Origin of the sequence: Pseudoalteromonas sp. MT33b (assembly GCF_014117385.1) — a bacterium.
GTDB lineage: Bacteria > Pseudomonadota > Gammaproteobacteria > Enterobacterales > Alteromonadaceae > Pseudoalteromonas > Pseudoalteromonas lipolytica.
The window spans coordinates 337,916-359,018 of sequence record NZ_CP059831.1; the positions used below are offsets into that span (position 1 = coordinate 337,916).

Consider the following 21,103-nt stretch of genomic DNA (forward strand, 5'->3'; position numbering starts at 1 on the left):
CCGTCACTCATTTTTGCCAATACAACCAGTGGTTATTACTGGCTGTATAAGGCTAATTAACGCTATTAAGCTTGGTTACTTCAATTAGTTAAATTTAAACATACTGCCTAAGCTTTCCAGCCCTGATTTATTCGTTTTAGCAATACATTGGGTATTATCGAGTGACTGTTTGGTTTTTTCATCAGCCAAACCTGTGACGGTGAGTTTATTTTCTTGTTGATATTCAGTGAGTGCAATAACCGTTGCGCGATCGTATTTTACATCTTCTGTTTCAAACTCTTCGTAATGAGGTTGGTTTTTTAAGTAGCCCAAGCAGACTAAGTTTAAACGTGACATTGCCAAGTCCATTTTTTCGTAATGGGGCATTCTATGAGTGGGCACTGTGACTGACGGTGTGTTTGCGACGGCGGTTTTTGCGCCAGTTGCTTTTGCTGTCGCTCTTAGAGGGGCTGGAGCAGAGTGTCCTGTAGCAATGGTATTATCACTATTGTAGCGATAGTAAGTGTTAGGTACTTTGCTTTCTAAAAACTCGACGGCTTTAACAATCACTTCTCGTAAGGCTTTTTCTTTAGGGGTGTTTGACCATCCGCTGAGATTACCCCCGACGAGTGCGCCGCCAAAGTTAGTGGCTGCTGAGGTGAAGTCAAAATCCTTACTTCCGCCTTCTACGCTGGTGGCTGCCAGAATACGCGAAGTGCGAGTGTCTATTAAGCGTAGATCAATTGCCATATGCGAGCCTGAGAAGCCTGCCGATACCGAGCTAAACACATCACCAATAAAGCCGCCACTGCCAACACTGGCACCTGAGCTGTCGTCATCAAATTCGGTTACTGCGGCCACAACCACAATTTCAGCCCCTTCAATTTCACCGTAAGCCGCCCCCGATGCAGCGCTTACTCTTCCAGAGACCGCTAAATCTTGCTCTGACAAGACGGCATCAAGTGCTTGACGCTCTAATACAATAAAACGGTTCGTACTGACCAGCGCAGTCGTTAATTGATCTGCCATGCCTTCACCAATTTCTTTTCGCCACCATCGTGAATCATTTGATTTATCAGTAAAGCGCGCCACGGCAATACGTGCTTTTGGACCGTTATACTGTTGCTGTGCTACTTCATTCACATTTGGACTGTTTTGATTTGTTGTTGAAGTTGTTGTGCTTTGGCATGCGCATAATGCAGCACTGAGTAAGGCCACCGTAATTGTAGGGTATTTTTTAGCGAACATTTGATTTCCTTAACTTATATCCATGCAGTAAATAAACGTCATAACGGGGAGGCAAAGTTATGAACGATAGTATGGATAAGCTATAAAAATCAGTGCCTTATTAATAGTACATATGCGAAGACTTTATTCACTTAGGCGAAAATCAGGCTGTTTCTGATGCTTTTCTCTATATTGCTTCGGCGATACACCAAAGTGTCCTTTGAAGCTGCGAGCAAAATAGCTTTGAGAACTAAACCCATTATTTTCTGCTATTAAGCCTATGGCTAATGAACTTTCTATTAGCTGTTTAGCTGCATACTCAATACGTGTGTTACGTAAATAGTCAGAAGGGGTGAGTGAATACAGTGCTTTCATTTTTAACTGCAGTGCCCGAGGGCTTAAACACAGTGCTGATGCCAGCTGTTCAATTGAAAACTGATCCGACTGATAGTTTTCTCGGACCACCTTTTTAAGCTTCTCTGTAAATACAGAGTCTTTAGTTTGCACCGTAACGTACTCATTATTGTCGCTTTGTATCTCAGAGGTAAGTTGAGCCGCTAAGTGTTGATTTAGTAAATAACGCAAACTGAGCAGGCCTTTTACTTTGCTTAGTAAAATAGACGGTTCAAAGGGTTTACTTAAAAAGTCGTCAGCCAGTAAATCAAGGCCTTTTAAACGGCTAGGCGTGTCAGCTTTGGCAGATAATAATAAAACCGGTATATGACTGGTCGCGTTATCAGCACGAAGCTTCGCAAGCATTTGGTATCCGTCCATGTTAGGCATCATAACATCACTGATAATAAGGTCGGGTAATTCAGACTGACAAAGTGACAAGGCTTGTTGGCCATCGTAAGCACAGATGCAATTGAACTGCTCACTAAATAGTGACAAGAGCAGCTCACTCATATCACTATTGTCTTCAACAATCATGAGTGTTTGCCTTAAGCCAGGTTGGGTGGTGACCGTTGGCAAGTTTTGTTTTGTTGCACTGATAACTGTAGGCAGCGAGACCGTAAAACAGCTGCCCTGCGCTGGCGAGCTAGTTAGTGATATTTCACCGCCATAATCCTCGACCAGTTGCTTCACTAATGTAAGCCCAATACCACTGCCGGTTTCTGAACATGTGTCTAAGCGAGTAAACCTTTCGAATATTTTCACCTGTTGGTCTTTTGCAATGCCAATTCCTGTGTCGGACACACTGATATGCGCGAGGTTATCGCTGTGATGTAAACACACTCGAACCTCACCGCCTGCCGGAGTGTATTTAAGCGCATTACTGATCAGGTTACTGACGATAGAGTGCGCATGATTAGGCGCGATATTTATAGTGCACACAGTTTCACAGTGATCCTGAAAATCAAATTTAAGCTGTTTTTGGGCGAATAGCGGCGCAAAGTCATCGATGAGATCGGTTAAAAAAGTCGTTAATGAATAAGCGGATACATAATGCACGGCCGTACTGGGTCGTTTGCTTAGTTGCAGTAGTTGATTTATTAAGTCAAGCAAGCGTTGGCAATTACGTTTTATGCTTGCTAATTGCGATTGAGACTGCGAACTGTGGGTGGACTGCTGTAACTGGCTAATGGGAGCCAGAATCAAGCTCAATGGGGTTTTAAGTTCATGACTTATATTATCTAAGAACTGATCTTTTAATTTATTTAACTCAATTTCTTTTTGTTTTTGCTGTTCGGCCAGCTTGCGCTGATAAATTGAACTAATAACCAGCCATGCTAATGTCATTGCACATAGTGTGTAAGATAAATAAGCGACATTGCTTTGCCACCAAGGTGGAACAACCTTCAGTTCGAGTAGGGTGGTACCCTCACTCCACTGCCCATATTGATCCCTTACTTTTAGCTGTAATTGATAATGTCCAGCAGGAAGCTGCGGGTAGTTTATTTGACGTTGTGATGCATCATTATATAAAAACTGTTGGTCAAACCCCGCTAGTTTATAGCCATATTGATAATGCTTTGGAGTGGCGGCGTTATTCAATGCACTAAATTTAAAGCCAATAACCCCCGCTGATTTTGCGAAAGAGAACGTGCTTGTCGCATTGATCAGCGTGTCGGTGCTGTGGTCAAAAAAATCAGTGCTAATTTCACGGTTATTAAGCAATAACTCGGTTAATACGGGAGTGGGGGGAGTGTGATCTAAGGTGAGTTTGTCAGGGTAAAACTGATTAAAACCATTTATCCCGCCAAAGAATAGCTCGCCATCTGTCGCTTGAAAACTAGCCCCAAGAATGAAGGATTGATGCTGGATTCCATCTTCAGGTAAAAACGGTTGTATGCTGCCCGTTATTGGATGATAACGCGTTAATCCACCATTGGTAGCTAACCATAAATAGCCTTGTTTATCGGCTAAAATGTCAAAAATATTGTCATTTACTAGGCCATGTTGCTCGCTAATATGCTCCACATCAAAGTTTTGTTTATTGACTTTGTTGAGGCCTTGCATTGTGCCGACCCACAGCGTTTTATCGTCGCTGAGTAATAACGACGTGACCATGTTATGGCTCAGACCTGTGCGTTCATTAAGTAATGTAAATTGCTCTGTTTCTATGGAAAACTTATTGAGTCCCGCACGCGTACCCACCCACAAAGCGTGATCATTCTTATCATACGCAAGTGTGAAAACGGTATTATTGGCTAAGCTGTTATGGGTTGCATTGTGCTGATAATGAGTCACTGTTTCTGAATCTGGATCAAAGCGAGTTAATCCCTGGTTACTACCGAGCCACACTATGCCGTCTTTATCACTCTCAATAGCATAAACGCGATCACTACTAAGCTGGTGGCTTTGCATGGTATAGCTGACAAAATCATCGCTTTCATCTTGGTATTTAAGAAGCCCGCCGCCGTATGTCCCAACCCACAATTGCTGCCTTTTATCCTCATGTAAGCTAAATATGTTGGTATTGGGTAAGCGGGTTGTATAGTGCTGATAGCCTTGCGGTATCGCGCGATTTAAACCCTCGCGCGTGCCAACCCACAACTGGCCATTTTTACGTTTAATAATCGCACGAATAAAATTATGCGTGAGAGAGTGAGGGCTTGACGTTGTGCTTTGATGTCCAAATTGTTGCTGTTTCGGATCGTATCTGTGTATACCAAAACCATCGGTCCCAATCCAAATAATTCCTTGTGGGTCTTGATATAGAGAGAGTAAGTAATCATTTTTGAGTCCGTTAGGCTTTTGTACATCATGACGATAGTGTGCAACGTCAGTGTGTATATCTGCCCCCGCAGCTAAAAAGTATACGCCTTGCCCATAACTTGTTAGCCACAGGTTATGCTGATTGTCGAGAAGACTGTCAGTGATCCAAACTCCCTTAAATTGCGGCAATTCGGAAGATGTCTCTGTATCGATTGAAAATATATACAGCCCTTGTTTTGCACCGATGAGCAATTGATTTGAACTTAACTTGTTAAGATGCCAAAGTGGCGAGGTGAGGGCGATGTCATGTTTAAATTGTTTGGTTTTAGGGTTAAACGACAGCAGACCATGGCTGGTTGCAAGCCACAGGGTATTTTGTACTGCAATGATGTCTCTGATGACAATGTTTTGTTGTGTATTTTCAGCAACCTGATAAGTCTCAAATTGCTGCGCTGCAATATCAAAGTAGCTGAGTGTGCCTTGTTCATGACCCAACCACATATTGCCACTCTTATCAAAAGCCAAAGACCATATTTTATCATCACTGAGTTGTGGGTTTGTAAAGGTCGAATAGGTGTAAAATTGGCCCGTGGTGGGATCAAGCCGGTTTAGTCCTTTACTGGCTGTTGAAAACCAAAGGTCGTTATCAGTGCCTTTTAAGCATGCGGTAATCCAATTACCGGAAATACTGGTCGCTGAAGTATGTGCTTTAAAGCGTTTAAATTCATAGCCATCAAATCGATTGAGCCCTCCTTGTGTGGCAAACCACTGAAACCCTTGCGCATCAGTGAGACTGCAATTAATGGAGTTTTGACTTAAGCCATGCTCGCTATCAAAGCTGTTTAAGTGAAGTGATTGCGCACTTACAACATGACTTTTCAGAACAGCTAAGCTGAAAAATATTAGGCATAATAGGGTGTTTAAATGCTGCACAGAGATCCATCTTGTTGGTGTTTTTGTTCCTTTATTAGGCTGATAGTAAACTGCTTTTTAATCAATGTTAATATTGATTTTTATACTAACAGGTGAGATTTTAACTTCTGGGTATCTTTTACTCTTGTGTTAATGAATTGCGTAAGTATAATAGGCATCCACTTTGCAGGGGCGTAGTTCCAATTGGTAGAACAGCGGTCTCCAAAACCGACGGTTGGGAGTTCGAATCTCTCCGCCCCTGCCACTTTTTACACAATAAGTGTGGAGTCTGAAATTAAAAATCGGTTTAAATAAGTCTGTTTTTAAGTTTAGATTTTAATGGATTAACCCTGCCTTCGCGCAGGGTTGTTGTGTCTGTAGTTAAGGTAATAATATTATGAGCACGAATGTAGAAACACCATCAAGTGCGATGGATTCAGTTAAGTGGATTGTAGCGATTGCGCTACTTGCAGGCGCAGTAGTTGGTAATCACATGTATGCAGATCAGTCTGTATTGTTGCGTGCTATTGGTGTAGTAGTCGCTGTTGCAGCGGGTTTAGGCATTGCCTCACTAACAGAAAAAGGTCGTACATTTTTAGCATTTGCTAAAGAAGCACGTATCGAAGTACGTAAAGTTGTGTGGCCAACACGCCAAGAAACAACCCATACGACATTAATTGTAATGGTTGCAACTGTGATTATGGCACTTATCCTTTGGGGATTAGATGGCATTTTATTCCGCGCCGTAGGCTTTTTAACTGGATTGGAGATCTAATCCCATGTCGGATGAGAAGAACGAAAAGAAACTACGTTGGTACGTAGTACAAGCTTTCTCTGGTTATGAGAAGCGTGTTGCACAAACTATTCTTGAGCATATCAAGATTGAAGGTTTGGAAGATAGTTTTGGTGAAGTATTAGTACCAACGGAAGAAGTTGTTGAGATGCGCGCAGGTCAAAAGCGTAAATCTGAGCGTAAATTCTTCCCAGGTTATGTACTTGTACAAATGGACATGAACGATGCAAGCTGGCACTTAGTGAACAGCACTGCACGTGTAATGGGCTTTATTGGTGGTACGTCAGATCGTCCAGCGCCAATCAGCCAAAAAGAAGCAGATCGCATCTTAAACCGTCTTCAAGAGAACTCTGAAGCACCTAAGCCAGCTACATTATTTGAGCCAGGCGAAGTTGTTCGTGTTATCGATGGTCCATTTGCTGACTTCAGTGGTGTTGTTGAAGAAGTGGATTACGAAAAGAGCCGCGTAAAAGTATCGGTACTTATCTTTGGTCGTTCTACGCCAGTTGAGCTTGAATTTGGTCAAGTTGAACAAGACAAGTAAGATAAAAAATTAAAGCAGCCAAAATCGTTTAATATTTTGGCAATATGCTTGAAAAAGGCCGTTGATTAACTTATAATCAGCGGCCTTTTTGTGTTAGGGCAAGTAGTAACTTGTTTTATCACATAAAGTGAGAACCAATTTTTAAACTGGGAAGCCGTTAGAGTACGCGTCCTCGCGCGCACAAGGCTATGACCCACCAAATGAGGTATTTATTATGGCTAAAAAAGTTGAAGCTATTATCAAGCTACAAGTTGCCGCTGGTATGGCTAATCCTAGTCCTCCAGTAGGTCCAGCACTAGGTCAGCACGGTGTAAACATCATGGAATTCTGTAAAGCGTTCAACGCACGTACAGAATCTATCGAAAAAGGCGCTCCAGTTCCTGTAGTGATCTCTGTTTACGGCGACCGTTCTTTCACGTTCGAAATGAAAACGCCACCGGCTGCTTACTTACTTAAGAAAGCTGCAGGTATCAAATCAGGCTCTGGCCGTCCTAACACTGAAAAAGTGGGTACAGTAACTCGTGCTCAACTTGAAGAAATCGTTGAGACAAAACGACCTGACCTTACAGCAGCTGATATGGACGCTGCAGTTCGCACTATCGCAGGTTCTGCGCGTGCGATGGGCTTGAACGTAGAGGACTAAGATAATGGCAAAATTAACTAAACGTATGCGTACAATCCGCGAAAAAGTGGATGCGACTAAAGATTACGAAATCAACGAAGCAGTTGCTCTTTTAAAAGAGTTAGCGACAGCTAAATTCGTAGAAAGTGTTGACGTTGCTGTTAACCTTGGTATCGATGCTCGTAAATCTGACCAAAACGTTCGTGGTGCAACTGTACTACCTAACGGTACTGGTCGTGACGTTCGTGTTGCTGTATTCACTCAAGGCGCTAATGCAGAAGCTGCAAAAGAAGCCGGTGCTGAATTAGTGGGCATGGAAGATCTTGCTGATCTAGTTAAGAAAGGCGAGATGAACTTTGACGTTGTTGTTGCATCTCCAGACGCTATGCGCGTTGTTGGTCAACTAGGTCAAATCTTAGGTCCACGTGGTCTAATGCCAAACCCTAAAACTGGTACTGTAACACCTAACGTTGCAGAAGCAGTTAAAAACGCGAAAGCAGGTCAAGTTCGTTACCGTAACGACAAGAACGGTATCATCCATACTACTATCGGTAAGGTTGATTTCACTGCTGAGCAACTTCAACAAAACCTTGAAGCTCTTATTGTTGCGCTTAAGAAGGCTAAACCTTCTCAAGCAAAAGGTACTTACGTGAAGAAAGTAACTATCTCTACAACAATGGGCGCAGGTGTTGCTGTTGACCAAAACTCTCTAAGCACAACTGTTGCTTAATTAAGAGTTTACATGGCGCGAAATTTGAACTATAATTTTGCGCCATTTTGTTGAGAAAGTTAATTTCAAAACAAGTAAAGAATTCGGGTTGAAGTCCATAATTTCGTACGCCTTCGGGTATAAACGATAAATTGGGCTTCCGTCCAAGACCGTAGGCGGCTTCGGCCTTAATATTTTTACCTACGTAGACGGTGTGAATCCCCAGATAGATTTTTCCTAATCTTCTGGCTCTCGCCGTAAAAAGCATCTCCATCATTGATGGGGAAGAGTAGAACAGGGAAGCCAATATCGGCGACCCATTAAACCAGGAGTAACACCCATGGCTTTAAATCTTCAAGGCAAAAAAGCAATTGTTGCTGAAGTCAACGAAGCAGCCACTGGTGCTCTTTCTGCAGTTGTTGCAGATTCTCGTGGTGTAACAGTTGGTGCTATCACTGCCCTTCGTAAAGAAGCTCGTGCAGCTGGTGTATGGATGAAAGTTGTTCGTAACACTTTAGCTAAACGTGCTGTTGAAGGAACAGATTTTGAGTGCCTTTCTGACTCATTTGTTGGTCCAAGCTTAATCGCTTTCTCTTCAGAGCACCCTGGTGCTGCTGCGCGTATCTTCTCAGATTTCGCGAAGAAGAACGAGAAATTCGAAGTTAAGACCGCTGCATTTGAAGGTAACGTAGTAGACGCAGCTATGCTAGCAACTCTACCTACTTACGACGAAGCTGTTGCACGCTTAATGAGCGCTATGAAAGAAGCGTCTGCTGGCAAATTGTGTAAAACAATTGAAGCAGTACGTGTACAGAAAGCTGAGCAAGCTGCTTAATTTTAAGCTGTTTTTTTGTTCACTTTCGGTGTAATATTTTTTTTGGACTAAAATTAGTCCGTAATAATTAGGAAATTTGTAATGTCTGTAACTAAAGACCAAATCCTTGATGCTATTGCTGAAATGTCAGTAATGGACGTTGTTGCTCTAGTTGAAGCAATGGAAGAAAAATTCGGCGTAACTGCAGCAGCTGCTGTTGTTGCTGGTCCAGCTGCTGAAGCTGCTGAAGAGAAGACTGAGTTTGACGTAATCCTTACTGGCGCTGGCGCTAACAAGGTTGCTGCAATCAAAGCTGTACGTGGTGCAACTGGTCTTGGCCTTAAAGAAGCTAAAGCACTTGTTGAATCAGCTCCTGCACCTATCAAAGAAGGTGTATCTAAAGAAGAAGCTGAAGCGCTTGCAAAAGACCTTACTGAAGCTGGTGCTGAAGTTGAGGTTAAGTAATCTAGCTTACGCTAGGTTCGCTGCCTGAGTAATCAGGCAAGGGCTGGTGATTATTTAATCACCGGCCTTTTTGCGCTATGGAGCGATGTTTTCCTATAGTGCAAATAAAATCTAATTTTCTCTTTATTTTCAAGTTGTTACCTGTAAAGGTGTTGAAAGTAGCAGAGTGAACTAGAACAACAATTTAATGTTGTACATCTTGGCATAGATGCCAGTTAAGTCTGTTCTTACAAGAACAGGTCGGGTCAAAGATCAGCAAGCTGAGGAACCCCATGGCTTACTCTTATTCTGAAAAGAAACGTATCCGTAAGGATTTTGGTAAACGTCCACAAGTTTTGGATATACCTTTCTTACTGTCGACGCAGTTAGAATCGTTTAAAAAATTCTTAGTCCCTGACGCTGATGGCGATCACGGTTTGGAAGCTGCTTTCCGTTCTGTGTTTCCGATCAAAAGCTACTCGGGAAATTCTGAGCTTCAATACGTAAGTTATCGTATTGGTGAGCCAGTATTCGATGTAAAAGAATGTCAAATTCGCGGTGTGACTTATTCTGCTCCACTTCGCGTAAAATTGCGTCTTGTGGTGATGGACAAAGAAGCACCAGGCACAGTTAAAGACATTAAAGAGCAAGAAGTTTACATGGGCGAAATTCCGCTCATGACTGATACCGGTACCTTTGTAATCAATGGTACAGAGCGTGTTATCGTTTCTCAGCTACACCGTAGCCCTGGTGTATTCTTTGATAACGACCGCGGTAAAACTCACTCGTCAGGTAAAGTACTTTATAACGCGCGTGTAATTCCTTACCGTGGTTCATGGTTAGACTTCGAGTTTGATGCAAAAGATAACCTATATGTACGTATTGACCGTCGTCGTAAATTACCGGCGTCAATTATCTTACGTGCACTAGAGTTCTCTACAGAAGAAATCTTAGATATCTTCTTCGATACCACTGCGTTTGAAGTAACTGACGGTAAAGTTCTTATGGAACTTGTGCCTTCACGTTTACGTGGTGAAACTGCCGCTTTTGATATCAAAGGCGATGACGGTGAAGTCCTTGTTGAAGCGGGTCGTCGTATTACTGCGCGTCACATCAAGAACATCGAGAAAAAAGGTATTAACCAATTAGAAGTACCGCATGAGTACATCATTGGTCGTGTTGTAGCTAAAAACTACGTTGATGAGTCAACGGGTGAGATCATCGCTAACGCGAATGACGAGCTATCACTTGAGCTAATGGCTGAGTTGGTTAAAGCAGGTCACACTAAGATTGATACGTTATATATCAATGAAGTTGACAGCGGCGCCTACATGTCAGATACCCTTCGTATCGACACAACAAGCAACCGTTTAGAAGCATTAGTAGAAATTTATCGCATGATGCGCCCAGGCGAGCCACCGACGAAAGACGCGGCTGAAGCCTTATTTGATAACTTGTTCTTCTCTGAAGAGCGTTATGATTTATCAACAGTTGGTCGTATGAAGTTCAATAGCCGTGTAGGTTATGACACTGATACAGGCCCTGGCACATTATCGAAAGAAGACATCGTAGCTGTTATGAAAGTGCTTATCGCTATTCGTAACGGTGTTGGCGATGTTGATGATATCGACCACTTAGGCAACCGTCGTATCCGTAGCGTTGGCGAAATGGCTGAGAATCAATTCCGTGTTGGTCTAGTACGTGTAGAACGTGCAGTACGTGAGCGTTTAAGCTTAGGTGACCTTGATGCGGTAATGCCACAAGATCTTATTAACGCTAAGCCAATTTCAGCAGCGGTTAAAGAGTTCTTCGGTTCGTCTCAGTTATCACAGTTCATGGACCAAAATAACCCGCTTTCAGAAGTAACGCATAAGCGTCGTATTTCTGCATTAGGCCCGGGTGGTTTAACACGTGAACGTGCTGGCTTCGAGGTGCGAGACGTTCACGTAACCCACTATGGTCGTGTATGTCCAATCGAAACACCAGAGGGTCCAAACATCGGTCTAATTAACTCATTGTCTACGTACGCACGTACAAACGACTATGGTTTCTTAGAAACACCTTACCGTAAAGTGGTAAACGGTGTTGTAACTGATGAAGTTGATTACCTATCAGCCATTGAAGAAGGTCAGTTTGTAATCGCTCAGGCGAACTCAAACTTGAACGATGACAATGAGTTTGTTGATGAACTAATTCCATGCCGTCACAAAGGTGAATCAACCTTTATGGGCAAAATGGACCAACAATATATGGACGTATCACCACAACAGGTGATCTCTGTAGCGGCCGCGCTTATCCCGTTCCTAGAACACGATGATGCGAACCGTGCATTGATGGGTTCAAACATGCAACGTCAAGCAGTACCGACACTTATCGCGGACAAGCCGCTGGTAGGTACAGGTATCGAGCTTACACTAGCAAAAGATTCTGGTGTAACGATCGTTGCTAAGCGTGGTGGTGAAGTAATGTATGCCGATGCAAGCCGCATCGTTGTAAATGTAAATGAAGATGAGCGCGTTCCAGGTGAAGCGGGCATCGATATCTACAACCTTACTAAATACACACGCTCAAACCAAAATACATGTATTAACCAAAAACCAACGTGTATGGTTGGTGAGCCGGTTACACGTGGCGATGTGTTAGCAGATGGTCCTTCGACTGACTTAGGTGACTTAGCACTAGGTCAAAACCTTCGCGTGGCATTCATGCCATGGAATGGTTATAACTTCGAGGATTCAATCCTACTATCAGAGCGCGTAGTTCAAGAAGACCGTCTAACGACTATCCACATTCAAGAACTACAATGTATCGCACGTGATACTAAATTAGGTCCTGAAGAGATCACAGCAGATATCCCTAACGTAGGTGAATCTGCACTAGGCAAGCTTGATGAATCAGGCGTTGTTTATATCGGTGCTGAAGTAAAAGGCGGCGATATCCTAGTAGGTAAAGTGACTCCGAAAGGCGAAACGCAATTAACACCAGAAGAAAAGCTACTACGTGCGATCTTCGGTGAGAAAGCGTCAGACGTTAAAGACAGCTCTTTACGTGTACCAAACTCTGTAACAGGTACCGTAATCGACGTACAAGTTTTCACCCGTGACGGTGTTGAAAAAGATAAGCGTGCGTTAGAAGTTGAAGACATGCAGCTTCGCGAAGCGAAGAAAGACTTCAACGAAGAGTTCCGTATCTTAGAAGCCGGTGTATTAGACCGTGCTCGTAAGCTACTTGTTGACGCTGGTCTGAACGCAGACACAATTGCATCACTTAATGCTGAAAAGCTGCTTACTCAAAGCCTTGCTCAAGAAGACAAGCAATCAGAGCTTGAGCAACTAGCTGCCCAGTACGATGAGCTTAAAGCTGAATACGATAAGAAGTTTGAAAACAAACGTCGTAAGATCACTCAGGGTGATGACTTAGCACCAGGCGTACTTAAAATTGTTAAAGTATACCTAGCTGTTAAACGTCGTATCCAACCGGGTGATAAGATGGCGGGTCGTCACGGTAACAAAGGTGTTATCTCGACTATCGTACCAGTAGAAGATATGCCATACGATGACAAAGGTCGTACGGTAGACATCGTTCTGAACCCGCTAGGTGTACCATCACGTATGAACATCGGTCAGATCCTAGAAACACACATGGGTCTTGCTGCACGTGGTGTGGGTGAGCGCATTGAAGAAATGATGAAAGAGCAGCGTGAACTGCACGAAATCCGTAGCTTTGTTAAGAAAGTTTACGATTTAGGTGATTGTCGTCAGAAAGTCGATATCGACTCATTCTCTGATGATGAAGTTCGTCGCTTAGCTGAAAACTTGAAAGGTGGTTTACCGATCGCAACTCCAGCCTTTGATGGTGCTCGTGAAAGCGAAATCAAAGACTTACTAGAGCTTGGTGGTTATCCAAGAAGCGGTCAAGTTACACTTTATGATGGCCGTACTGGCGATCAGTTTGAACGTCAAGTAACCGTTGGTTACATGTACATGCTGAAACTTAACCACTTGGTTGATGACAAGATGCACGCGCGTTCAACTGGTTCTTACAGCCTTGTTACTCAGCAGCCGCTGGGTGGTAAAGCGCAGTTCGGTGGCCAGCGTTTCGGTGAGATGGAGGTGTGGGCACTAGAAGCTTACGGTGCTGCATATACACTACAAGAAATGCTAACAGTGAAATCGGATGACGTGAACGGTCGTACTAAGATGTATAAGAACATCGTAGATGGTAACCATAAGATGGAACCAGGTATGCCAGAATCGTTCAACGTATTGTTGAAAGAAATCCGCTCACTGGGTATCAACATCGAGTTGGAAGAAAATTAAGCCATTTAGGTGCGGCATAAGCCGCACCTGTTAGGCCGAATAGAATGTAGGGGCGAGTTATTCGCCCTCAAGATTAACCTCCGACAGGAGAGCTAAGGTGAAAGACTTACTTAAGTTTCTGAAGCAACAAAATAAGACCGAAGAATTCGATGCAATTCGCATTGGTCTTGCTTCGCCAGATATGGTTCGTTCATGGTCATACGGTGAAGTAAAGAAACCTGAGACAATCAACTACCGTACTTTCAAGCCTGAGCGCGACGGCTTATTCTGTGCCCGTATCTTCGGCCCAGTGAAAGATTATGAGTGTTTATGTGGTAAATATAAGCGCCTTAAGCACCGTGGTGTTATTTGTGAAAAGTGTGGCGTTGAAGTAACGCTGACTAAAGTGCGTCGTGACCGTATGGGTCATATTGAGCTTGCTAGCCCAGTTGCGCATATTTGGTTCTTAAAATCATTACCGTCACGTATCGGCTTAATGCTAGACATGACACTTCGTGACATCGAGCGCGTACTTTACTTCGAATCATTCGTGGTAACTGAGCCGGGTATGACAACGCTTGAGCGTGGTCAGCTTTTAGGTGAAGAAGAGTACCTAGATGCGCTAGAAGAGCACGGCGATGAGTTTGAAGCGAAGATGGGTGCAGAAGCAGTATTAGACTTGCTTCGTGAACTTGATCTTGGCCAATTAATTGCTGAAATGCGTGAAGAGTTACCAACAATTAACTCTGAAACGAAGCGTAAGAAGATCACTAAACGTCTTAAATTAATGGAATCGTTCCACCAATCAGGTAACAACCCTGAGTGGATGATCATGACAGTACTTCCAGTATTGCCACCTGATCTACGTCCATTAGTACCACTAGACGGTGGTCGTTTTGCGACATCTGATCTAAATGACCTTTACCGTCGTGTTATTAACCGTAATAACCGTCTTAAGCGTCTATTAGATTTAGCGGCACCAGATATTATCGTACGCAACGAAAAACGTATGTTACAAGAAGCGGTTGATGCGCTACTTGATAACGGTCGTCGCGGTCGTGCGATTACAGGTTCTAACAAACGTCCTCTTAAATCGCTTGCTGATATGATCAAAGGTAAGCAAGGTCGTTTCCGTCAGAACTTACTTGGTAAACGTGTAGATTACTCTGGTCGTTCTGTAATCACAGTAGGTCCTACGCTTAAACTACACCAGTGTGGTCTTCCTAAGAAGATGGCACTTGAGCTGTTTAAACCATTTATCTACGGCAAACTTGAGCGTCGCGGCATGGCTACGACTATCAAAGCAGCGAAGAAGATGGTTGAGCGTGAAGTGGCAGAAGTATGGGATGTATTAGACGAAGTAATTCGTGAACATCCAGTGTTACTTAACCGTGCACCAACACTTCACCGTTTGGGTATCCAAGCGTTCGAACCTGTGCTAATTGAAGGTAAAGCGATTCATTTACACCCATTAGTATGTGCGGCGTACAACGCTGACTTCGATGGTGACCAAATGGCGGTACACGTACCGTTAACGCTTGAAGCACAGTTAGAAGCACGTGCTCTAATGATGTCTACAAACAACATTCTGTCTCCAGCGAATGGTGAGCCAATCATCGTTCCTTCACAGGACGTTGTATTAGGTCTTTACTACATGACGCGTGATCGCATTAATGCGAAAGGCGAAGGTGCAGTATTTAAAGATCCTAAAGAAGCTGAAAAAGCATACCGCAGCGGCAACGCTGAGCTACATGCGCGCGTAAAAGTACGTATCAGCGAGACAATTAAGAATGAAGAAGGTGAAGCAGTTGATTACGTTACTATTGTTGAAACAACAGTAGGTCGTGCGATTCTTTCACTTATCCTACCTAAAGGCATGCCGTTTGAGCTAATCAACCAAGCCCTAGGTAAGAAACAGATTTCTGGCTTATTAAACGAGTGTTACCGTCGTCTAGGTCTTAAAGATACTGTTATCTTTGCTGACCAAGTAATGTACACCGGTTTCCACTACGCAATGAAGTCAGGTGTTTCAATCGGTATTGATGACTTAGTTATCCCACCGGTTAAAGCAGAAATCATTGAATCAGCGGAAGCTGAAGTAACTGAAATCAACCAACAATTCCAATCAGGTCTTGTAACGGCTGGTGAAAAGTACAATAAAGTTATCGATATCTGGTCACGTGTAAATGAAAACTTATCACGTGAGATGATGGCGAACTTATCAAAAGACACGGTAATCAACGCGAAAGGTGAAGAAGAAGAGCAATCTTCATTCAACTCAGTGTTTATGATGGCCGACTCTGGTGCACGTGGTAGCGCCGCTCAGATCCGTCAGTTAGCGGGTATGCGTGGTCTAATGGCACGTCCAGATGGTTCAATCATCGAGACACCAATCACGGCGAACTTCCGTGAAGGTCTAAACGTACTACAGTACTTCATCTCAACGCACGGTGCGCGTAAAGGTCTTGCCGATACAGCACTTAAAACAGCAAACTCGGGTTACTTAACGCGTCGTCTAGTAGACGTTGCACAAGACTTAGTAATCAACGAAGACGATTGTGGCACAGAAGATGGCTTAACAATGAAACCGCTTATTGAAGGTGGTGACGTTGTAGAAGCACTTCGCGAACGTGTACTTGGTCGTGTTGTTGCTGAAGATGTTGTTATTCCTGGTACTAACGAAGTACTTGTTGAGCGTAACATTATGCTTGACGAAAAACTGTGTGACCTTTTAGAAGAGCACTCAGTGGATGAAGTACGCGTTCGTTCAGTTATCACCTGTGATAATGACTTTGGTGTATGTGCTAAGTGTTACGGTCGTGACCTTGCGCGTGGCCACATCATCAATCCAGGTGAGTCAGTAGGTGTTATCGCGGCACAATCAATCGGTGAGCCGGGTACACAGCTTACAATGCGTACCTTCCACATCGGTGGTGCGGCATCTCGAGCGTCTGCTGAGAACAGTGTACAAGTTAAAACTAACGGTACATTGAAGTTACACAATGCGAAGTACGTATTAAACACAGACGGTAAGATTGTTATCACGTCTCGTTCAACAGAGATCACTATCATCGATAGCTTTGGTCGTGAGAAAGAGCGTTATAAAGTACCTTACGGTGCCGTGTTAACAGTACAAGATAATTCGGAAGTTCAAGGTAACGATATCGTTGCGACTTGGGATCCGCATAGTCACCCAATCGTTCTTGAGCATAAGTCAAAAATCTCGTTCAGCGATATTGATGACTCAAATACCGAAGCACAAACAGATGAGTTAACTGGTTTAACACGTGTGGTTGTTAAAGACTTAGGTAAAGTAAATGCGAAAGAACCTAAACTAATCATCGAAAGCGATGAGCGTGGTCTGCAAGAAACACGTCTTCCTTCATTCACAACGATTGAAGTAACAGACGGCGCGACAGCAAACCCAGGTGACGTACTTGCACGTATTCCGCAAGAAGGTTCGAAGACTCGTGATATCACGGGTGGTCTACCTCGCGTAGCTGACTTATTTGAAGCACGTAAGCCGAAAGATCCTGCAATTCTTGCAGAAATCACCGGTACGATTAGCTTCGGTAAAGAAACGAAAGGTAAGAAGCGTCTTGTAATCACGCCAGCAGAGGGTGACGCATACGAAGAGATGATTCCTAAATGGCGTCAACTTAACGTGTTCGAAGGTGAGCAAGTGTCTAAAGGTGAGGTTATCGCCGATGGTCCAGAATCACCACATGACATCTTACGCCTACGTGGTGTAACTCATGTTGCAAACTATATCGTTAACGAAGTGCAAGAGGTTTACCGCTTGCAGGGCGTTAAGATCAATGACAAGCACATTGAGACAATTATTCGTCAGATGCTACGTAAATGTATCATTCTTGACGGCGGTGACACTGAGTTCTTAGCCGGTGAACAAGTTGAAGTGGCACGCGTTAATATCGCGAACCGCGACCTTGAAAAGCAAGGCAAGATCCCAGCTAAATTTGAAATCCAGTTAATGGGTATCACTAAAGCGTCACTTGCAACAGAATCTTTCATTTCAGCAGCCTCGTTCCAGGAGACAACACGTGTCCTTACTGAAGCCGCTGTAAATGGTAAGAGCGATGAGCTTCGTGGTCTGAAAGAGAACGTAATCGTGGGTCGTCTGATCCCAGCCGGTACTGGCTTTGCGTATCACCAAGACCGTTTGAACCGTCGTAAGCAAGGTGAAATCATCGAAGAGCAGACTGTTAGCGCTGAAGAGGCAACTCAAGCATTAACTGACGCACTTAATGCTGATATCTCTGGAAACCAATAATCTCAACTTAATCAATAGATTAAGTAGTCGCGAGGCAGTTATCTGCTGCCTTGCGATGAGTTAAGGTTGACAGGTTAAACTTTGCTCATTAAAATTCCGCCACCCATTTGCCTGCACGTTTTGTAACGAGCATGTAAACAGGGCGGATTTTTTTATTTTTTCAGTAGTAATTTTAATTTCAGGAGCTATTTAAATGGCAACTATTAACCAGCTAGTGCGTAAGCCACGTCGTAGCAAGGTTACTAAAAGTAACTCAGCTGCGCTTAAAGCGTGTCCGCAAAAGCGTGGTGTATGTACTCGCGTATATACAACTACACCTAAGAAACCAAACTCTGCATTACGTAAAGTAGCGCGTGTACGTTTAACAAACGGTTTCGAAGTAACATCTTACATTGGTGGTGAAGGCCACAACCTACAAGAGCACAGTGTAATCCTAATCCGTGGTGGTCGTGTTAAAGACTTACCAGGTGTGCGTTTCCACACTGTTCGTGGTGCACTTGACTGTGCAGGCGTAAGCGACCGTCGTCAAGCTCGTTCTAAATACGGTGCTAAACGCCCTAAGGGCTAATGGTTCTCCGTTAGTAAGGCCAAGCACTAAATTTTTAAATTAATTGTTTTGGGTATTGACTCTAAAAGAGCAAACCTGAAGATACCGGAGATACAAAATGCCTAGAAGACGCGTAATAGGTCAACGTAAAATTCTTCCAGATCCTAAGTTCGGATCGGAACTTCTTGCTAAATTCGTTAACGTAGTAATGTTAGACGGCAAGAAATCTACTGCTGAAAAAATCGTTTATGGTGCGTTAGACGTGGCTGCTGAGAAATCAGGCAAGTCGCACCTAGAAATCTTTGAAGCTGCACTTGATAACGTTCGCCCACAGGTAGAGGTTAAATCTCGCCGTGTTGGTGGTTCAACGTACCAAGTACCAGTTGAAGTACGTCCAGTACGTCGCAACGCATTAGGTATGCGTTGGTTAGTAGACGCTGCACGTAAGCGTGGCGAAAAATCTATGGGCTTACGTTTAGCTCAAGAAATCGTTGACGCTGCTGACAACAAAGGCACTGCGGTTAAGAAACGTGAAGACGTTCACCGTATGGCTGAAGCGAATAAAGCATTCGCTCATTACCGTTGGTAATCTGCCCTTAACCTTTAAGAGGATTTTATGGCACGTACAACTCCACTTGAGCGCTATCGTAATATAGGTATTTGCGCTCACGTAGATGCAGGTAAAACCACCACAACAGAACGTGTTCTGTTTTACACCGGTCTTTCTCATAAGATTGGTGAAGTACATGATGGCGCTGCAACTATGGATTGGATGGAGCAGGAACAAGAGCGTGGTATCACAATCACTTCTGCTGCAACAACGTGTTTCTGGAAAGGGATGGACGCGCAATTTGACGACCATCGTATCAATATTATTGATACTCCAGGACACGTAGATTTCACTATCGAAGTAGAGCGTTCTTTACGTGTACTTGATGGTGCGGTAGTTGTTCTTTGTGCTTCATCAGGTGTACAGCCGCAAACTGAGACAGTTTGGCGTCAAGCGAACAAATATGAAGTTCCTCGTATGATCTTCGTAAATAAAATGGATCGCACTGGCGCTGACTTCTTAACGGTTGTTAGCCAGGTGAAATCTCGTCTTGGAGCAACGCCTGTTCCAATTCAGCTACCAATTGGTGCTGAAGACGATTTTAAAGGTGTTATTGACCTCATTAAGATGAAAGCCATTAACTGGAATGCCGAAGATCAAGGCATGACTTTCTCTTATGAGGCCATTCCGGCAGACCTTCTTGAGCTTGCAGAAGAATGGCGCTCTCACTTAGTTGAAAGCGCTGCTGAAGCGTCAGAAGAGCTAATGGATAAATATCTAGAAGGTGAAGACCTGACCGAAGCTGAAATTAAATCAGCGTTACGTCAGCGTACATTAGCAAACGAAATTGTTCCCATGACGTGTGGTAGCGCATTTAAAAATAAAGGTGTTCAAGCTGTGCTTGATGCTGTTATTGAATATATGCCTGCGCCAACACAAGTGAAACAAATCCAAGGTATCATTGAAGATGGTACTGAGGAAGAGCGTCCTGCTGATGACAACGCACCGTTTGCCGCACTTGCTTTTAAGATTGCGACAGACCCGTTCGTTGGCACCTTGACCTTCTTCCGTGTTTACTCTGGTACTGTTAAACAGGGTGACGCGGTATACAATCCAGTTAAAAGTAAGCGTGAGCGACTTGGTCGTATCGTTCAGATGCATTCAAACTCACGTGAAGAGATCAAAGTAGTCTATGCAGGCGACATCGCAGCGGCTATTGGTCTTAAAGACGTAACAACAGGTGAAACACTGTGTGATCCGAACTCTATTATTACGCTTGAGCGTATGGAGTTCCCAGAGCCAGTTATCTCTGTTGCGGTTGAGCCTCGCACAATCGCTGACCAAGATAAGATGGGTATTGCACTAGGTAAACTAGCAGCAGAAGATCCATCTTTCAGAGTACAAACTGACGAAGAATCAGGCCAGACTATTATTTCTGGTATGGGTGAACTTCACCTTGATATCATTGTCGACCGTATGAAACGTGAATTCAGTGTTGAATGTAACGTTGGTAAGCCGCAGGTTGCATACCGTGAAGCTATCCGTTCAACTGTTGAAGTTGAAGGGAAATTCGTACGTCAATCAGGTGGTCGTGGTCAATATGGTCACGTCTGGCTTAAACTTGAACCGATGGATATTTCGGACAACGACGCCCCAATTTACGAATTCGTTAACGAAGTCGTTGGTGGTGCCGTTCCAAAAGAATACATCCCTGCGGTAGATAAAGGCATCCAAGAGCAAATGGCTCAAGGTGTGCTGGCAGGCTACCCATTACTTGGCGTTAAAGCGACTTTATATGATGGTTCATTCCATGATGTAGACTCGAATGAGATGGCATTTAAAATTGCAGGTTCAATGGCGATGAAGAAAGGGGCGCTTGAAGCAAACCCTGCTCTTCTAGAACCAGTAATGAAGGTTGAAGTTATCACTCCTGAAGCAAACATGGGTGATGTAGTTGGTGACTTAAACCGTCGCCGCGGCATGATCGAAGGCATGGAAGAAGCATTCGGTGGTCTTAAGCAAATTAATGCACAAGTGCCACTTTCTGAAATGTTTGGTTATGCAACTGATCTGCGATCTGCAACACAAGGCCGTGCATCTTACTCTATGGAGTTTTTAAAGTATGCAGAAGCCGCTAAGAATGTTGCAGATGCAATAATTGCAGCTCGCGCTGTTATATGATTTAGCTTGTCTGGCCCAATAGTGGGTCAGGCG

The 21,103-nt window shown here is 43.7% G+C and carries 13 protein-coding genes and 1 tRNA gene; 12 read left to right on the plus strand and 2 right to left on the minus strand.

All coding sequences use genetic code 11. The features are described 5' to 3' along the window. Positions 1-84: 84 nt before the first annotated feature. Entirely contained in the window at positions 85-1,227 is a 1,143-nt protein-coding gene (locus H3302_RS01640) for a CsgG/HfaB family protein (RefSeq protein WP_036971581.1), read from the minus strand. 123 nt (positions 1,228-1,350) lie between these two features. After that, positions 1,351-5,298, minus strand: a complete 3,948-nt coding sequence (locus H3302_RS01645) for a two-component regulator propeller domain-containing protein (RefSeq protein ID WP_182396081.1) — start codon at positions 5,296-5,298, stop codon at positions 1,351-1,353. A 167-nt stretch (positions 5,299-5,465) separates the two neighbouring features. On the opposite strand from H3302_RS01645, the gene H3302_RS01650 reads away from it, so the two are divergent. From H3302_RS01650 to fusA, 12 genes are all read left to right on the plus strand, one after another. Beyond that, positions 5,466-5,542: transfer RNA gene (locus H3302_RS01650), tRNA-Trp, on the plus strand. Between the two features lie 132 nt (positions 5,543-5,674). Then, the gene (gene secE, locus H3302_RS01655; RefSeq protein ID WP_036971579.1) at positions 5,675-6,052 is read left to right on the plus strand and encodes a preprotein translocase subunit SecE; all 378 of its coding nucleotides are present in this window, start codon (positions 5,675-5,677) and stop codon (positions 6,050-6,052) included. Positions 6,053-6,056: 4 nt separating this feature from the next. After that, positions 6,057-6,614 (plus strand): transcription termination/antitermination protein NusG, encoded by a 558-nt coding sequence (gene nusG / locus H3302_RS01660; RefSeq protein WP_036971577.1) that lies wholly within the window; start codon positions 6,057-6,059, stop codon positions 6,612-6,614. A 214-nt stretch (positions 6,615-6,828) separates the two neighbouring features. After that, entirely contained in the window at positions 6,829-7,257 is a 429-nt protein-coding gene (rplK, locus tag H3302_RS01665) for a 50S ribosomal protein L11 (protein ID WP_036971575.1), read from the plus strand. A 4-nt stretch (positions 7,258-7,261) separates the two neighbouring features. After that, entirely contained in the window at positions 7,262-7,966 is a 705-nt protein-coding gene (gene rplA / locus H3302_RS01670) for a 50S ribosomal protein L1 (protein WP_036971573.1), read from the plus strand. A gap of 319 nt (positions 7,967-8,285) precedes the next feature. Further along, positions 8,286-8,780 (plus strand): 50S ribosomal protein L10, encoded by a 495-nt coding sequence (gene rplJ, locus H3302_RS01675; RefSeq protein ID WP_036971571.1) that lies wholly within the window; start codon positions 8,286-8,288, stop codon positions 8,778-8,780. An 81-nt stretch (positions 8,781-8,861) separates the two neighbouring features. Then, positions 8,862-9,224 carry a 50S ribosomal protein L7/L12 gene (rplL, locus tag H3302_RS01680; protein WP_036971568.1) on the plus strand — a complete coding sequence of 121 codons (363 nt, stop codon included), beginning with the start codon at positions 8,862-8,864 and terminating at the stop codon, positions 9,222-9,224. A 272-nt stretch (positions 9,225-9,496) separates the two neighbouring features. Then, positions 9,497-13,522 (plus strand): DNA-directed RNA polymerase subunit beta, encoded by a 4,026-nt coding sequence (gene rpoB / locus H3302_RS01685; protein ID WP_036971565.1) that lies wholly within the window; start codon positions 9,497-9,499, stop codon positions 13,520-13,522. Positions 13,523-13,619: 97 nt separating this feature from the next. Then, positions 13,620-17,792, plus strand: a complete 4,173-nt coding sequence (gene rpoC, locus H3302_RS01690; RefSeq protein ID WP_036971561.1) for a DNA-directed RNA polymerase subunit beta' — start codon at positions 13,620-13,622, stop codon at positions 17,790-17,792. Between the two features lie 193 nt (positions 17,793-17,985). Further along, the gene (gene rpsL, locus H3302_RS01695; RefSeq protein WP_002958885.1) at positions 17,986-18,360 is read left to right on the plus strand and encodes a 30S ribosomal protein S12; all 375 of its coding nucleotides are present in this window, start codon (positions 17,986-17,988) and stop codon (positions 18,358-18,360) included. Positions 18,361-18,457: 97 nt separating this feature from the next. Beyond that, the gene (gene rpsG / locus H3302_RS01700; protein ID WP_036971557.1) at positions 18,458-18,928 is read left to right on the plus strand and encodes a 30S ribosomal protein S7; all 471 of its coding nucleotides are present in this window, start codon (positions 18,458-18,460) and stop codon (positions 18,926-18,928) included. 27 nt (positions 18,929-18,955) lie between these two features. Next, complete coding sequence (fusA, locus tag H3302_RS01705; protein WP_036971554.1) at positions 18,956-21,070, plus strand: elongation factor G; 2,115 nt, start codon at positions 18,956-18,958, stop codon at positions 21,068-21,070. Positions 21,071-21,103 lie beyond the last annotated feature (33 nt).

What these genes read in the sequence shown, in the direction of transcription:
- rplK (WP_036971575.1), top strand. Translation starts at nt 6,829, where the DNA reads ATGGCTAAAAAAGTTGAAGCTATTATCAAGCTACAAGTTGCCGCTGGT.
- rplJ (WP_036971571.1), top strand. Translation starts at nt 8,286, where the DNA reads ATGGCTTTAAATCTTCAAGGCAAAAAAGCAATTGTTGCTGAAGTCAAC.
- H3302_RS01640 (WP_036971581.1), bottom strand. Translation starts at nt 1,227, where the DNA reads ATGTTCGCTAAAAAATACCCTACAATTACGGTGGCCTTACTCAGTGCT.
- rpsG (WP_036971557.1), top strand. Translation starts at nt 18,458, where the DNA reads ATGCCTAGAAGACGCGTAATAGGTCAACGTAAAATTCTTCCAGATCCT.
- rpoB (WP_036971565.1), top strand. Translation starts at nt 9,497, where the DNA reads ATGGCTTACTCTTATTCTGAAAAGAAACGTATCCGTAAGGATTTTGGT.
- rpsL (WP_002958885.1), top strand. Translation starts at nt 17,986, where the DNA reads ATGGCAACTATTAACCAGCTAGTGCGTAAGCCACGTCGTAGCAAGGTT.
- nusG (WP_036971577.1), top strand. Translation starts at nt 6,057, where the DNA reads ATGTCGGATGAGAAGAACGAAAAGAAACTACGTTGGTACGTAGTACAA.
- rplA (WP_036971573.1), top strand. Translation starts at nt 7,262, where the DNA reads ATGGCAAAATTAACTAAACGTATGCGTACAATCCGCGAAAAAGTGGAT.
- rplL (WP_036971568.1), top strand. Translation starts at nt 8,862, where the DNA reads ATGTCTGTAACTAAAGACCAAATCCTTGATGCTATTGCTGAAATGTCA.
- fusA (WP_036971554.1), top strand. Translation starts at nt 18,956, where the DNA reads ATGGCACGTACAACTCCACTTGAGCGCTATCGTAATATAGGTATTTGC.
- secE (WP_036971579.1), top strand. Translation starts at nt 5,675, where the DNA reads ATGAGCACGAATGTAGAAACACCATCAAGTGCGATGGATTCAGTTAAG.